General features: G+C 53.8%; 15 protein-coding genes. 7 read left to right on the forward strand and 8 right to left on the reverse strand.

Features of this window, described 5'->3' with window-relative positions:
• Positions 1 to 690, reverse strand: coding sequence for a CTP synthase C-terminal region-related (seleno)protein (locus ACCW76_RS01505; protein ID WP_436337557.1), 690 nt, complete (start codon positions 688 to 690; stop codon positions 1 to 3).
• A gap of 652 nt (positions 691 to 1342) precedes the next feature.
• On the opposite strand from ACCW76_RS01505, the gene dtpA reads away from it, so the two are divergent.
• From dtpA to gstA, 3 genes are all read left to right on the forward strand, one after another.
• Complete coding sequence (gene dtpA, locus ACCW76_RS01510) at positions 1343 to 2851, forward strand: dipeptide/tripeptide permease DtpA (RefSeq protein ID WP_436337558.1); 1509 nt, start codon at positions 1343 to 1345, stop codon at positions 2849 to 2851.
• Positions 2852 to 3007: 156 nt separating this feature from the next.
• Positions 3008 to 3916 carry a LysR family transcriptional regulator gene (locus ACCW76_RS01515; RefSeq protein ID WP_436337559.1) on the forward strand — a complete coding sequence of 303 codons (909 nt, stop codon included), beginning with the start codon at positions 3008 to 3010 and terminating at the stop codon, positions 3914 to 3916.
• 74 nt (positions 3917 to 3990) lie between these two features.
• The gene (gene gstA, locus ACCW76_RS01520; protein WP_197079560.1) at positions 3991 to 4596 is read left to right on the forward strand and encodes a glutathione transferase GstA; all 606 of its coding nucleotides are present in this window, start codon (positions 3991 to 3993) and stop codon (positions 4594 to 4596) included.
• Between the two features lie 88 nt (positions 4597 to 4684).
• Here the strand turns inward: gstA and pdxY are convergent, their stop codons facing one another.
• From pdxY to anmK, 5 genes are all read right to left on the reverse strand, one after another.
• Positions 4685 to 5545: a pyridoxal kinase PdxY gene (gene pdxY / locus ACCW76_RS01525; protein WP_045813989.1), complete on the reverse strand. Its 861-nt coding sequence runs from the start codon at positions 5543 to 5545 to the stop codon at positions 4685 to 4687.
• Positions 5546 to 5599: 54 nt separating this feature from the next.
• Entirely contained in the window at positions 5600 to 6874 is a 1275-nt protein-coding gene (gene tyrS / locus ACCW76_RS01530; RefSeq protein ID WP_045813988.1) for a tyrosine--tRNA ligase, read from the reverse strand.
• Positions 6875 to 7013: 139 nt separating this feature from the next.
• Positions 7014 to 7670, reverse strand: a complete 657-nt coding sequence (gene pdxH / locus ACCW76_RS01535; RefSeq protein WP_045834198.1) for a pyridoxamine 5'-phosphate oxidase — start codon at positions 7668 to 7670, stop codon at positions 7014 to 7016.
• 14 nt (positions 7671 to 7684) lie between these two features.
• Positions 7685 to 8014, reverse strand: a complete 330-nt coding sequence (locus ACCW76_RS01540; protein WP_038647260.1) for an MliC family protein — start codon at positions 8012 to 8014, stop codon at positions 7685 to 7687.
• A gap of 10 nt (positions 8015 to 8024) precedes the next feature.
• The gene (gene anmK, locus ACCW76_RS01545; RefSeq protein ID WP_436337560.1) at positions 8025 to 9146 is read right to left on the reverse strand and encodes an anhydro-N-acetylmuramic acid kinase; all 1122 of its coding nucleotides are present in this window, start codon (positions 9144 to 9146) and stop codon (positions 8025 to 8027) included.
• Between the two features lie 285 nt (positions 9147 to 9431).
• Here anmK and slyB point away from each other — a divergent pair, with 285 nt between their 5' ends.
• Entirely contained in the window at positions 9432 to 9899 is a 468-nt protein-coding gene (gene slyB / locus ACCW76_RS01550) for an outer membrane lipoprotein SlyB (RefSeq protein ID WP_034821586.1), read from the forward strand.
• A 41-nt stretch (positions 9900 to 9940) separates the two neighbouring features.
• On the opposite strand, the gene slyA is transcribed toward slyB, so the two are convergent.
• Entirely contained in the window at positions 9941 to 10378 is a 438-nt protein-coding gene (gene slyA / locus ACCW76_RS01555; protein ID WP_034821588.1) for a transcriptional regulator SlyA, read from the reverse strand.
• 152 nt (positions 10379 to 10530) lie between these two features.
• Here slyA and ACCW76_RS01560 point away from each other — a divergent pair, with 152 nt between their 5' ends.
• From ACCW76_RS01560 to ACCW76_RS01570, 3 genes are read left to right on the forward strand one after another with little or no spacing between them, the layout of a single operon-like run.
• Complete coding sequence (locus ACCW76_RS01560; protein ID WP_436337561.1) at positions 10531 to 10767, forward strand: DUF1656 domain-containing protein; 237 nt, start codon at positions 10531 to 10533, stop codon at positions 10765 to 10767.
• 6 nt (positions 10768 to 10773) lie between these two features.
• Complete coding sequence (locus ACCW76_RS01565; protein WP_038647266.1) at positions 10774 to 11631, forward strand: efflux RND transporter periplasmic adaptor subunit; 858 nt, start codon at positions 10774 to 10776, stop codon at positions 11629 to 11631.
• A gap of 7 nt (positions 11632 to 11638) precedes the next feature.
• Complete coding sequence (locus ACCW76_RS01570) at positions 11639 to 13639, forward strand: FUSC family protein (protein WP_436337562.1); 2001 nt, start codon at positions 11639 to 11641, stop codon at positions 13637 to 13639.
• On the opposite strand, the gene ACCW76_RS01575 is transcribed toward ACCW76_RS01570, so the two are convergent.
• Complete coding sequence (locus ACCW76_RS01575; RefSeq protein ID WP_038647270.1) at positions 13640 to 14107, reverse strand: hypothetical protein; 468 nt, start codon at positions 14105 to 14107, stop codon at positions 13640 to 13642.
• Positions 14108 to 14203 lie beyond the last annotated feature (96 nt).

The following is a 14203-nucleotide window of genomic DNA, read 5'->3' on the forward strand; positions in this document are numbered from 1 at the left end:
TTATTTTGCCGCAGCCTGCAGCCAGGCAACCACCAGCGGTGATAGTCGATTTTGCAGCGCCGCCCGTTCTGACTGGAACAGCGTTGCGACAAAGAACGGGTGATCGGTCAGTTCAACACCGCGCACGTCCCGATCCAAATCCCACGACGTAATCTTCAGATTATGGGTCGCCAGCGCGTCACTGAATTCCGGGTTCACGCCGAAATTACAGTGATACCCCTCATCACTCTCCACCGCGCCGTAAGCTTGCGCAATCCTTGAGCCGGGTTCGAAAGTCACCGTGCCACGCTGTTCCACCAGCGAACAGGCCAGTGGGGCAATCACCCAGCGTCCACCTTCATCGGTTTCCGCATGCCCTGCATCTTCCCAGCCCAGCACGTTACGGGCGTACTCCACCACCGCATACTGAAAACCGCCACATGAACCGAGGAACGGTTTGTGGTGTTCACGCGCCCAGCGGATCGTTGCAAAGACACCTTCGTCGTTGAGATACGGGCTGCCCGGCACCACCCAAATGGCATCGTAATCGTTCCAGTGATGTTGATTGATGTCTGGAGTGGCGATCCAGTCGGCGGTGACGTCGAGCGAGAGAGATTTTGCGGCAAACTGAACAGCAGGAGGAATGGCTTGATGTGCAACGGCATTGGCACGGTAATCGCCAACAAGGGCGACACGAACTGACTGCGTCATGGTTACGTCCTTTCAGGGAAAAAACGAGGTTACAGCAAACATCCAGAGCTGTCTAAGCGCATTTTAGCGAGGTATCACTCACTTTCGTTAACGCGCATTTAGGTTAATACCTGCTTTTTATACGGTTAAATGTTCTTCTTTATGGTGATTAACTCGACGGATGTTGACCACGCAATCGTTTACTTCTTTTACGGTTTTAATTAAATCGTAATTTTGTGCGCAGGATCAACAAATTAGCCATCTGGAAACTTTAGCCAGCCTATTACGCTCAACAATCAAGCAATTGTGCTTAGTAAATGCGCATATGCGGTCTTTATTTTGGCATAAATTATCATATACAGCGTTATATCCTGCAAAACAGACCTTAAGCGGTTTATATCAGGAAAATGATCCAAAGGATCTCCAGCTAACACGTTTATTCTGATATAATGCCACACAGCAATATTTAACACTGATTTACAACTTTTTATAACGGCATTAACCCTACCTGTTACAAGTATTTCAGCGTGCAAAAAATGCTTGCCCTGTTGGTCTGATTCAGCCAAATTAGGCGCCGTTTTTCCTTTCTAATAACAATGTTGCGCGGGATTACTCAGCCCGACGCAGACTTAATTCCTGTCGCAAAACAGGCTATGTATAAACTGAGGTACAAGTGTCAACTGCAAACAAACACACTGACGAGGCAGTAAGCCTCAACGCGTTCAAACAGCCGAAAGCGTTTTATCTAATCTTCTCCATCGAACTGTGGGAGCGTTTCGGCTACTACGGTCTGCAAGCCATCATGGCCGTTTACCTGGTGAAACAGTTGGGGATGTCCGAAGCGGACTCTATTACCCTGTTCACCTCGTTCAGCGCCCTGGTTTACGGCATGGTCGCGATTGGCGGCTGGCTGGGCGATAAAGTCTTGGGCACCAAACGTGTGATTGTGCTCGGCGTTATCGTGCTGGCACTCGGCTATGCGCTGATCGCCTTCTCAGGCCATGATACCGCGATGGTGTATGTAGGTATGGCGACCATTGCCGTGGGTAGTGGCTTGTTCAAAGCCAACCCTTCTTCTTTGTTGTCTACCTGCTACGAGAAAGATGATCCGCGCATCGATGGTGCATTCACCATGTTCTATATGTCGATCAACATCGGTTCTCTGTTCTCAATGATGCTGACACCGTGGTTGGCTGCACATTACGGCTGGGGCGCAGCGTTCTCGCTCTCCGTGGTGGGTCTGGTGATTACCTTACTGAATTTCCTGTTCTGCCAGCGCCTGGTGAAAAACTACGGTTCTAAACCGGACTTTGCTCCACTGAACGTCAGCAAACTGCTGATGACGCTGGTAGGTGTGGTGGCGCTGGTTGCCATTGCGGCCTGGCTGTTGCATCACCAAAGCATTGCACGTATGGCGCTGGGCGTGATTGCCATTGGCATCGTGCTGGTGTTCGCGAAAGAAGCCTTTGCGCTGCAGGGTGCGGCTCGCCGTAAGATGATCGTCGCCTTCCTGTTAATGCTCGAAGCGATTGTGTTCTTCGTGCTGTACATGCAGATGCCGACTTCACTCAACTTCTTCGCCATTCGTAACGTTGAGCATGCCATTCTGGGCATTACCTTCGAACCTGAACAGTTCCAGGCGCTGAACCCGTTCTGGATCATGCTGGCCAGCCCGATTCTGGCGGCGGTTTATAACAAGCTGGGCGACAAACTGCCGATGCCGCATAAGTTCGCGATTGGTATGGTGCTCTGCTCTGCTGCCTTCCTGGTGCTGCCGTTTGGTGCCAAATTCGCTAACGATGCCGGTATTGTTTCGGTGAACTGGTTGATCATCAGCTATGCACTGCAGAGCGTGGGCGAATTGATGATTTCCGGTCTCGGCCTGGCGATGGTGGCACAGTTAGTCCCACAGCGTCTGATGGGCTTCATCATGGGCTCGTGGTTCCTGACCACGGCGGGTGCCGCAATGATTGCCGGTAAAGTGGCTAATCTGATGGCCGTGCCAAATGATGTGACCGATCCGCATACTTCGCTGGAGGTTTACAGCCATGTGTTCCAGCAGATTGGTATTGCTACCGGTGTGATCGCCATCCTGATGCTGATCACCGCGCCACTGCTCAACCGCATGACGCAGAATGATGCTACACAGCCTGAACTGAAAAGCGCCAACGCGAATCAGTAATGGATGTGATGTCACGAAGCCGGGCCAACGCCCGGCTTTTTTATTTCCTGTAACGCATTTCTTTCCCTCGCTTTAACGTTTCCTGCGGTCAGTGCTTCGCTTTTCATCCCATAACCCGCATGATGACGGCTTCTTGTTAAGCAAGCGGTCATCGTCATGGATCGATTCGAAGAACTTCAGGTGTTTGTCGCAGTGATTCAGCAAGGCAGCCTGGCGGGCGCCGCACGTCTGTTACAGCGATCCCCACCGGTGATTACCCGCACATTAAGCGCACTTGAATCCCGTCTCGGCACAACCCTGATAGAGCGCACGACACGACAGCTGGCCCCCACAGAAGCGGGCTGGCGCCTGTTCGAACAGGCGCGACAGTTATTAAGTGATTACCACAGCGCACTGGACAGCGCGCATCACAGCGGCTTACAAGGACTCCTGCGCATTACCGCCCCCGTGCCATTCGGCCGCCTTCACATCATGCCGCTGGTGAATGCCTTCTTACAGCAACATCCCGAGATGCAGATTGAAGTGGTGTTGAGCGACAGCTATCAGGATTTAATTGAAAATGGCCTGGATATCGCCCTGCGCATTGGCGAACTGCAGGATTCCTCGATGGTGGCACGTAAGGTGGGCAGCGTACGTTCTACCCTGGTGGCCAGTCCCGATTATTTACATCGCGCCGGGGCCCCCTCACATCCCAGTGAACTCACTCAGCATGCAGTGATCACCAGCCTGCGGCACACGCGAGAATGGCGCTTTGCCCAGGACTTGCGCGTGCGGATCCTGCCGCGATTGCGGGTCAACGACATTGAAAGCCAGCTGGAAACGCTGCGCGGCGGCCAGGGGATTGGCCGTTTGCTGTCATATCAGGTGCTGGGAGATCTGCGCGAGGGCAGACTGATCCACTTATTACCCGAGTGGGAACCTGCACCGCTACCGGTGCAACTGGTGACTCAGCGGGTGAAAAATATGACGCCGAAAGTACGACAGTTCTGGGAATTTGCGCTTGAACAGCTGCCTTCGCTACCCTGCTTTGTTGCAGATAAGCCAAAGGCAGCGCCGAATTCCTGATCACTGTCACTGGTATTTTTATTTAGCAGTTTTATGCTGTTTCGATCACAACCACACTTCCAGGAGAAGCCATGATGAAACTCTATTGCAAGCCCGGTGCCTGTTCGCTGTCACCGCATATTGTTGCGCGTGAATGCGGGTTGGACTTTACCCAGGTCAATGTTGACCTGCAGAAAAAGGTCACCGAGCAGGGAGACGATTACTGGCAGATTAACCCCAAAGGACAGGTTCCTGCGCTGCAATTTGATGACGGCAGTTTGTTAACCGAAGGCGTTGCTATTGTGCAGTATCTGGCGGATTTGAAGCCAGACCGCAATCTGCTGGCACCCACCGGCAGCCTGACGCGCTACCACACCATTGAATGGCTGAGCTTTGTCAGCAGTGAACTGCATAAAACCTTCTCACCGCTGTTCCGTCCGGATACCCCGGAAGAGTACAAAGCGATTGTGCGTGCACAGTTAGAGAAGAAATATCAGGTTGTGAATGAAGCGCTGCAAGACAAGCAGTGGTTGATGGGTCTGCGTTATACCGTGGCCGATGTCTATCTGTTTGTGGTTACACGTTGGGCAAAAGCCATCAAGCTGGATCTGAGCGGGTTAGCCGCGCTGGAAGCCTGGTTCAACCGTGTGGCAGAACGTCCAGCGGTGCAAGCGGCGTTGAAAGCGGAAGGTTTGGTTTAACAATAGACAGGCGCACCCTGTGCGCCTGTTATTCATGCTGTCAGCAGGCAACCGGATGGTCTCCCGCTTGATCTGTGCGGTGTACGCTTTACAGCTTCTCGGCGGCAAAGTGCTGAGTCGGTTGCGCAATCGCGTCCTGTGCCGCGACCAGTTGCAACTCGTACTCGCCCATCTCATGGGTTTTCAGCATCACTTCATAAACCGCTGCGGTAACGTGCTCCAGCGCATCCTGCAACGATTTGCCGTGCAACAGATCGACCAGCAGTAAACCACTGGTCAAATCGCCCACGCCCACCGGCTGACGGACGCCAAAGTCCACCAGCGGACGGCTGATGTGCCAGCACTCATCAGCGGTGACCAGTAGCATTTCAAACCGATCGCTGCGACGACCAGCACGCGCCAGATGCTTCACCAGCACCACTTTCGGCCCTTGCGCCACTAACGCGCGTGCCGCCACTACCGCCTGCTCTACATTTGCCACTTCATGGCCACTGAGCATTTCCAGCTCCAGCAGATTCGGTGCGATGATATCGCTGGCCGGCATTGCCATCTTGCAATGGAATTCCGCAACGCCAGGCGCCACGATGCAGCCCTTCTCGGGATGGCCCATCACCGGATCGCAGAAGAACCAGGCGTTCGGGTTGGCGGCTTTCACCTGACGCACGATCTCCAGAATCTGCTCGCCCTGCTCCGCAGACCCTAAATAACCGCTCAGCACCGCATCACAGGTCTTCAGACGGTCAATCGCCGCAATGCCTTTGACGATGTCGGTGAGATGCGTGGCAGGCATCACAGTGCCGGTCCAGTGACCATATTGCGTGTGATTGGAGAACTGTACGGTGTTCAACGGCCAAACGTTTGCGCCCATACGACGCATCGGGAATTCGGCGGCGCTGTTACCGGCGTGGCCGTAAACCACATGTGATTGGATTGCGAGGATATTTTTCATTATTGCCCTGTACTGCCTTGCCATAAAAAAGGGCCGGAAACCGGCCCTCGAACCTTACTGCCAGTTAATCAGGCAGTAGTGTTTTTTACCGCGACGCAACAGCGTGAAGCGACCAAACAGTTTGTCGCTGTCGCTGAAACGATACTCGGCGTCAGATTGTTTTTCACCGTTGAGAGAAACGGCGTTGGAACCGATCATGGTACGAGCCTGACCGCGCGAAGGCACCAGCTCTGCCGCCACCAACGCCTGTTGCAGGTCATCTTCTGCATTCAGATTGATCACCGGCATACCGTCCTGCGCCAGCTGTTCGAAGTCCGCTTCAGTCATCTCGGTCAGGCTGCCGGAGAACAGGCTGTCGGTAATACGCTTAGCGGCTGTCAGACCGGCTTCACCGTGCACCAGACGCGTCACCTGTTCTGCCAGCACATACTGCGCGCGTGGCGCTTTACCGCTGTTCTTGTCTTCTTCTTCCAGCGCATTGATCTCTTCAATGCTCATAAAGGTGAAGAACTTCAGGAAGCGATAGACGTCAGCATCGGCGGTGTTGATCCAGAACTGGTAGAACTTGTATGGGCTGGTTTTCTTCGCATCGAGCCACACTGCGCCACCTTCGGTTTTACCGAATTTGGTGCCATCAGATTTGGTGATCAGCGGAACGGTCAAGCCCCATGCCTGCTGCTGATGCAGACGGCGCGTCAGATCGATACCTGACGTGATGTTGCCCCACTGGTCGGAACCGCCAATCTGCAGCACCACATCGTGACGCTTGTTCAGTTCCGCAAAGTCGTAACCCTGCAGCAGGTTGTAGGAGAATTCGGTGTAAGAAATACCCTGATCTTCACGGTTCAGACGCTGTTTCACCGCTTCGCGGTTGATCATCTGGTTCACCGAGAAGTGCTTACCGATATCACGCAGGAAGGTCAGCACGTTCATGCCGCCAAACCAGTCGTAGTTGTTCGCTGCGATAGCACTATTATCGCCGCAGTCGAAGCTGAGGAAAGGCGCAACCTGGTTGCGGATCTTTTCAACCCATTCGCCCACGGTATCAGCGGTGTTGAGTTTACGTTCTGCTGCTTTAAAGCTGGGATCGCCAATCAGACCGGTGGCACCACCCACCAGCGCGACCGGCTTGTGTCCGGCGTCCTGAAAACGTTTCAGGCAGAGCAGCGGCACCAGATGGCCCAAATGCAAGCTATCAGCGGTCGGATCGAAGCCGCAATAGAGTGCAATTGGCCCTTGCGCCAGTCGCTCTGCTAACGCTTCCTCGTCCGTTACCTGGGCGACTAAGCCCCTTTCTTGCAATTGTTGTATCAGGTTACTGCTGGTCATCACTGACTCCAAATTGATCAGACTGCACCTAGGCTGGTACACAGCTTTCCGCTGAGATGCGGATACGAAAAAAATGAGGGCTATAGCATAAAGCGCTGACGCCAACTGCGCCAGCGTTGATAGGGGATAAAACGCAGTTTTACGGCGCTAAACGGTCAATCGTCCAGCCGTTGCCTTCACGTTGGTAGAGGAAGCGATCGTGCAGGCGATGTTCGCCGCCCTGCCAGAACTCCACGGTGTGGAATTTAACGCGATATCCGCCCCAGAAACTGGGTAAAGGCACTTCACCCTGCTGGAATTTCTGCTTCAGCTCGAGGAATTTGCCTTCCAGCACGCCGCGCGCCGAAATTCGGCTCGACTGCTTCGACACCCAGGCGCCGATCTGGCTATCACGTGGGCGGCTGCTGAAGTATTTCAGCACTTCCAGTGGCGACAGTTTTTCCACTTCCCCTAACACCATCACCTGGCGTTCAAGGAAGTGCCATGGGAAATGCAGCGAGATGCGCGGATTGTCCGCCAGCTGCAGCGCTTTGCGGCTGCCCAGATTGGTGTAAAACACCATGCCTTGTTCATCGTAATGTTTCAGCAACACAATACGCTGATAAGGCTGGCCGCTGCTGTCAACGGTGGCGACGGTCATTGCTGTTGGATCGGGCAGTTGGGCATCGCACGCCTGCTTGAGCCAATGTTCAAACAACGCCAGCGGATTGTCTGGCAGATCGTTACGTCTAAGCCCGCCGCGCGTGTACTCACGACGTAAATGGGCAATGTTTTGCAAGCTGTCACTGTCGCTCATGCTGATTCTCTTCGTTACTGGGCGGACGCATCCGCATTTTGCAATTCACAGTCATTAATCACGATTTTGTCATTACGCTCAACAAAAGCGCCATTGCCTTTAGACCAGAAGACATAAGTGCCGTCGCTGTAACGCGCGCCCGAGGCCGATACGGTTTGGGTTAAGGTGAGCGGTTTACCATCCAGAATAAAGCTAACCTGCTGCTTCGGATTGTCCAGTGTCACCGTTAACGGTAACGTGCCGCACTGATAGCGCAATGTCTGTGGTGTCGGCTGCTCTTTGTGCATCATGCCGCAGCCACTCATCGTGACGACACAGCTCAACAGGATAACGATTTTTTTCATCTTTCACTCCTTAACGTGTCAATCGGGCATTCGCCGGATAAATGGCACCCAATACACTCATTTCCCGTGCACCGGTGACGGCAGGCAAATTGCCTGGCAAACCGGACAAGGTGCGAAACGCCAGCCAGGCGAAGGCCAACGCTTCCATATCATCACCACTGATCCCGGCGTCATCCGTCGTCCCCACTTCTGTTCCCGGCAAATGCGCCGCCAGCCGTGCCATCAGCAATGGGTTGCGACTGCCGCCACCACACACCAGCAGGCGATCGCAGCCATCATTGAGCTGAACTTGCTGGGCAATGGTCAGGGCGGTGAGTTCACTGAGTGTGGCCTGCACATCCTGCGGTGCCAGCGCCGGGAAACGCTGCAATTGACGTTCAACCCAGCCGAGATTGAAATATTCACGACCGGTACTTTTCGGTGGCGGTAGCGCGAACCAGGGATCGTTAAGCATTTCATCCAGCAGTGCAGGTACGACCTGACCACTGCGCGCCCAGCTGGCATCTTTATCATAGGGCAAGCCCTGATGGCGCCAAATCCAGGCATCAATCAGCATATTGCCAGGCCCGGTATCAAACCCACGCACCGGCTGGCCGGGAATCAACAATGACAGATTGGCAATACCGCCAATGTTGAGCACCATACGCCGTTCAACGCTGTCCATCAGCAGCGCCTGATGGAACGCGGGAACCAGTGGAGCGCCTTGTCCGCCTAAGGCCATGTCGCGACGACGAAAATCGGCCACCACGGTAATTCCCGTGGCTGCGGCGATTTGATTGCTGTCCCCAATCTGTAGCGTATTCGGGGCGTCGCTTTGCGGCTCATGCCACACGGTCTGCCCATGGCAACCGATGGCCATGATGTCATTGGCTTCCAGCGATTGCTGCTGCATCAGCGTTAACACCGCTTCTGCAAACAGTTTGCCTAGTCGGGTATCCAACTGACCCAGTTGCGACAGGGTCAGCGATTGACCCTGACAGATTGCCAGCACTTGTTGACGAATTTCCTGCGGCATCGGGTGGCAATAGCTGGCCTGCTGCGCCACCATGTGCTCATCAATGACCGCCAGTACGACATCTACCCCATCGAGGCTGGTGCCGGACATCACACCAATATAGCGTCCTGATTTCATAGCGGTTCCTTACCCACGCGCGAGTCTGCAATACGATTCTGTTTAGCCTGGCAAATATCAGCGGCTAATTCTATGATAAAATTCCGCTTTTCAACCGCACAGCACACGGCATTTCAGCGATAAAATATTTTCAGCACGAAATTGAATTTTTGTTGAGGGGCAATGGTCTATCCTTCGCCTCAGCCGCGTATTATTTGGACATAGAGTCAATTGCCAGCTTTCTGTCTTATACTCTTGCTGTAGAGGACGAGAACATGGCGTTTTTTTGCATTAAGGAGCTTTCTGATGATTAAGCGTTTTGTAGCCGTGGCACTGACCGGCCTGACGCTGGCAGGTTGTGTCAGCAATGACACCCTTTCCGGTGATGTGTATAGCGCCAATGAAGCCAAACAAGTACAAAGTGTCTCATACGGTACTCTGGTGTCGGTTCGCCCGGTTAAAATCCAGGGTGGCGATGAAAATAACGTGATTGGCGCGATTGGTGGTGCGGTACTGGGTGGTTTCCTCGGTAACACCATTGGTGGCGGTACCGGTCGTAGTCTGGCTACGGCAGGTGGTGCAGTACTCGGCGGCGTAGCAGGCCAGGGCGTGCAGGGTGCGGTCAACAAGTCTGACGGTGTTGAGCTGGAAATCCGTAAAGACGATGGCAACACCATCATGGTGGTGCAGAAACAGGCCGCAACCCGTTACTCAGTGGGTCAGCGCGTCGTCATGGCGTCGAATGGCAGCCAGGTGACCGTTTCACCACGCTAAGCGAACAGATAAAAAAAACCGACGCCAGCGCGTCGGTTTTTTTATTTCTCGCGGTTCTGGAACTCGAGAATGTTTTTTTCCAGTCGAGCAATCAGCGTGACCATTTGATTAATCTCTTCGAGGCTGATGCCTGAAAGGATGTCATCGCGGGTAGCATCAATCACATTTTCAACCTGCTCGATAATCGGCTCGGCCTGCTTCGTCAGCTTAATGCGTTTGGCACGACGGTCGTTAGCGCAGGTGGCACGCGTAATTAATCCCTTCTCTTCCAACTGATCCAGCGTACGCACTAATGAAGGTTGTTCAATACCAATGGCTTTTGCCAGCTGGATTTGCGACTGCTCTGGCGGAAGTTGATGAATATTGTGTAACGTCACCCAATGCGTTTGTGTCAACTCAAGCGGCTTCAAACGCTGGTCAATCAAGGCACGCCAGATGCGTACCAGCCGAGACAGGTCTGTACCGAGGGGCGTATCCATTTCATCTCCTTATAATTAGCTTGCTAGCTATCAAGCCAGATTTTACACTATTCTGCGAGTTTACAGGACAAATTACAAATCCCAGGCCAGACGGCACGCTCTCTTCTACGCTAGTTTGAGAGAGAACCTGGGACAATGAAGGATGAAGACACGTGTCCATTACCGCACTTTCCACCACTGCTCCGCTAACCGACCTGGTATTCGGTGCCTCGCTGTTCTTTCCGCCGCTGTTTAAAGCTGTGCTGCTGGGATTCTTTTTCTGGTTACTGATTCACCCCTTGCTGCGCGGCTGGATGTATTCCGGCGACATCTGGCATCCCACCTTGATGGATCTTTCCCTGTTTGTTTTGTGCGTCACGGGCGCACTGTGGATACTGAGCCTCGGATAAATCACCATGAAATTCAACCCTTTTAAATATTTTTCAACGTTGGTGGTGTTTGCCCTGGCCCTGATTGCCGGCTGGTGGATGTGGAACTACTACATGCAATCACCGTGGACGCGTGATGGCAAAGTACGCGCGGAGCTGGTGGATATCACTCCTGAAGTCTCAGGACGCATCATTGATCTAAAGGTACAAGACAACCAGTTTGTACATAAAGGTGACACCTTACTGAAGATTGATCCCGTTCCCTGGCAAATCGCCCTCGATAATGCGGATGCCCAGTTGGCGAAGGCCCAATCCGATTTGGCTAAAGCTCAACATGAGGCCAATCGCCGTGCCAGCCTGCCACGTAATGTGATCTCAGCAGAAGATATGGACGCGGCGCGACTGACGGCGAACGCCGCCGCAGCCACCGCTAAAGCTGCGCAGGCGAGTCTGGATCAGGCGCGCTGGAATCTGCAACAAACCACCCTGACCGCGCCCACCGACGGTTGGATCAGCAACCTGACGCTGCGTCCCGGTAACTACGCCACCGCCGGAACGCCACTGTTCGCATTGGTGGATAGTCACTCCTACTATGTGATGGGCTACTTCGAAGAGACCAAACTGCGTCACATTCAGCCCGGCGCAGACGCGCAAATCGTGCTCTACAGCAACGGTGCTCGCTTACAGGGCAAAGTCGAGAGCATCGGGCGCGCCATCTACGATCAGAGCGTTGCGACGGACAGCGGATTAGTACCGGACATTAAACCCAATGTGCCGTGGGTGCGTCTGGCCCAGCGCGTGCCGGTGCGCATTCGATTAGCGGCCATACCGGATGATGTTCCGCTGGTGGCGGGTACCACCTGCACGATTTCCATCGCGCATTGAGGCCGTCATGAATTTGCAATGGCTGGCCTGGCAAAATCTGCCGTGGATTAAAGCAACCGGCGGCCAATGGCGTTATGCCTTGCGTAATGCGATTGCGATGTGCCTGGCACTGACGATCGCGTACGCGCTGCAACTGGATGAACCTTATTGGGCGATGACATCCGCTGCCGTGGTGAGTTTCCCGACCGTGGGCGGGGCGATCAGTAAAAGTCTGGGCCGAATTGTGGGCAGCCTGCTCGGTGCCACCGCCGCACTGCTGATTGCCGGGCATACGCTCAACGAGCCCTGGTTGTTTGCCTTTTTCATGGCCGGCTGGCTGGCGTTTTGTACCTGGATCGCCAACCACTATCAAAACAACGTCGCGTACGCCTTCTCACTGGCCGGGTACACGGCTGCAATTATCGCCTTCAGCAGCGTGAACATTACCGATGTCACCCAGTTGTGGGATATCACTCAGGCGCGCGTTTGCGAGGTGATTTCAGGGATTCTTTGTGCCGGGCTGATGATGATGGTGTTGCCCAGTACATCAGATGGCAACACCTTGATGACTTCACTGCGGCAAATGCACGCCCGTCTGCTCGATCATGCGGTGTTACTGTTGCAGCAAAGCAGTACTGACAACGTACGCACCGCACATGAGAATGTCATCAGCCAGATTCTTACCATGAACCTATTGCGTATTCAGGCATTCTGGAGCCACTACCGCTATCGCCGTCAGAACAACGTGCTTAATTACGTTTTGCACCAACAGTTACGGTTGACCAGTGTCCTCTCCAGTCTGCGCCGCATGCTGCTTAACTGGCCGGACGCGCCCCCGGAACTCTACACCGCCATTCAGCAGTTGTTACATGAACTGGCATTACCGCAGTGTGATAAATATCGCCTGGCGCGGATATTGCGCAGCGTGACACCAGAAGCCATCGGCGATTATCGTCAGCGCGCCTTTGTTCAGCGTCTGCGCTACTTCTGTTGGGTTTACCTCAACGTCAATCGCTGGATACGTTTGATTGAACGCGCTGATGCCGATACACGCTTTCAACCCCCCAAAGTGCCCTCACTGGCACGTGAAAGTGACAGCGCCGAGGCCGGCTGGAGTGCGTTGCGCACTTTCAGCGTCATCATGCTGGGCTGTGCATTCTGGATTGGCACGCAATGGGATGCAGGCGCGGCAGCGTTAACGCTGACGGCCATTGCCTGCGTGCTCTACTCTTCCGCACCCTCTCCCAGCGGCAGCGTATCACTGCTGCTGAAAACCCTGTTGTGGCTGTCGCTGTTCAGTTTTTTATTACAATACGGGTTGATGGTGCAGATCAGCGCTCTGTGGCAATTTCTGCTGGTGCTGTTTCCGCTGCTGATGACCTTGCAACTGTTTAAGCTACAGCAGAAAAAACGCGCGGGAATGTGGGGGCAATTTATTGTTTTTATGGGTTCCTTTATTGCCGTCACCAATCCGCCAGACTGGGATTATCAAAGCTTCCTCAACGATAACCTGGCAAAAGTGTGTGGCGTACTGCTGGCATGGATGGCTTTTCAGATACTGCGTCCCAGCTCCGATGCACGCCGCAGCCGTCGGCATATTCGCGCGTTACGTGATGCGTTTCTGGACCAGCTGCGACGACATCCCCGCCGGAGCGAAAGCCACTTTGAATCGCAGATTTATCATCACATCAGTCAGTTGAGCAATAGTCGTGATGAACAGGCGCGTGTCTGGCTGCTGCGCTGGGGCGTGGTACTGCTCAACTGTTCTCACATCGTTTGGCAATTACGCGAATGGCAACCCGCTTCAGGCACTCTGGCGCAAATGCGCGATAGTAGCTTGCAGGATTTACAACGGATTATGAGCCTGCGCGGCGTGCGCCACACCTCGTTGCAGGCCACACTCGATGAGCTGGAGGGTATGATTGCGCAACTTGAGCAGCAGCCTGATAGCGAGGCCAATACACTGGCGGGCATTTTATGGCGTCTGCGCTGCTCATTGGCGCAACTGAGTCAGGCAGTGCCGGATTGATTACTGGCAATACTGCGTGGTCTGACGGTTAAAATCGTCCTGCAGCTGCTGCAAGGTTTTGTGCCCTTCAAAACGGGTTTTATCTTGCTCGGTCATCGGCTCAATCACCAGGTATCGCTCTTCATACGAATAGATAAAGCGACGATCGAGAAACGTACCGGTGAAGCTTTTTCCGCGGATTGAGCCACACACGGTGGTTAACGAACGATGAAAAAATTCGGTGTGCAGGAAATTGGTTTCAGTGGCACTGCGCAACACATTCTGACAACCCTGCGCCTGTAAACGCTCAAGCGTGTGCGGGGTCAGCCATTCCCGACCGCGGGCGATATCTTCGCAACTTGCACGCAATGGGTTGGTGTCAATGGTGCGCTGTAACTGGCGGCTGGTATCTAATCTCAACTGTGTTTCGTTGGGTTGATCACATCCCGCGAGTAATACACATAACAGCAAAATCCCACGCGTTTTCATTCCTGCCCCTGAGAGGTTCTATTCCTGAATCAACATCCTAGGACGGATATCGCGCGGAGTGAAGCGGGAAAGTGGGTCAGAATTTTTCCGGCATTG

The organism is Pantoea sp. C8B4, from assembly GCF_051336905.1.
GTDB lineage: Bacteria > Pseudomonadota > Gammaproteobacteria > Enterobacterales > Enterobacteriaceae > Pantoea > Pantoea rwandensis_B.

Bases quoted from the DNA above. Each gene is read 5' to 3' on its own strand.
- gstA (WP_197079560.1), top strand. From the start codon at position 3,991: ATGAAACTCTATTGCAAGCCCGGTGCCTGTTCGCTGTCACCGCATATT.
- pdxY (WP_045813989.1), bottom strand. From the start codon at position 5,545: ATGAAAAATATCCTCGCAATCCAATCACATGTGGTTTACGGCCACGCC.
- tyrS (WP_045813988.1), bottom strand. From the start codon at position 6,874: ATGACCAGCAGTAACCTGATACAACAATTGCAAGAAAGGGGCTTAGTC.
- ACCW76_RS01575 (WP_038647270.1), bottom strand. From the start codon at position 14,107: ATGAAAACGCGTGGGATTTTGCTGTTATGTGTATTACTCGCGGGATGT.
- ACCW76_RS01565 (WP_038647266.1), top strand. From the start codon at position 10,774: ATGAAATTCAACCCTTTTAAATATTTTTCAACGTTGGTGGTGTTTGCC.
- ACCW76_RS01515 (WP_436337559.1), top strand. From the start codon at position 3,008: ATGGATCGATTCGAAGAACTTCAGGTGTTTGTCGCAGTGATTCAGCAA.
- slyB (WP_034821586.1), top strand. From the start codon at position 9,432: ATGATTAAGCGTTTTGTAGCCGTGGCACTGACCGGCCTGACGCTGGCA.
- ACCW76_RS01540 (WP_038647260.1), bottom strand. From the start codon at position 8,014: ATGAAAAAAATCGTTATCCTGTTGAGCTGTGTCGTCACGATGAGTGGC.
- anmK (WP_436337560.1), bottom strand. From the start codon at position 9,146: ATGAAATCAGGACGCTATATTGGTGTGATGTCCGGCACCAGCCTCGAT.
- ACCW76_RS01505 (WP_436337557.1), bottom strand. From the start codon at position 690: ATGACGCAGTCAGTTCGTGTCGCCCTTGTTGGCGATTACCGTGCCAAT.
- pdxH (WP_045834198.1), bottom strand. From the start codon at position 7,670: ATGAGCGACAGTGACAGCTTGCAAAACATTGCCCATTTACGTCGTGAG.
- ACCW76_RS01570 (WP_436337562.1), top strand. From the start codon at position 11,639: ATGAATTTGCAATGGCTGGCCTGGCAAAATCTGCCGTGGATTAAAGCA.
- slyA (WP_034821588.1), bottom strand. From the start codon at position 10,378: ATGGATACGCCCCTCGGTACAGACCTGTCTCGGCTGGTACGCATCTGG.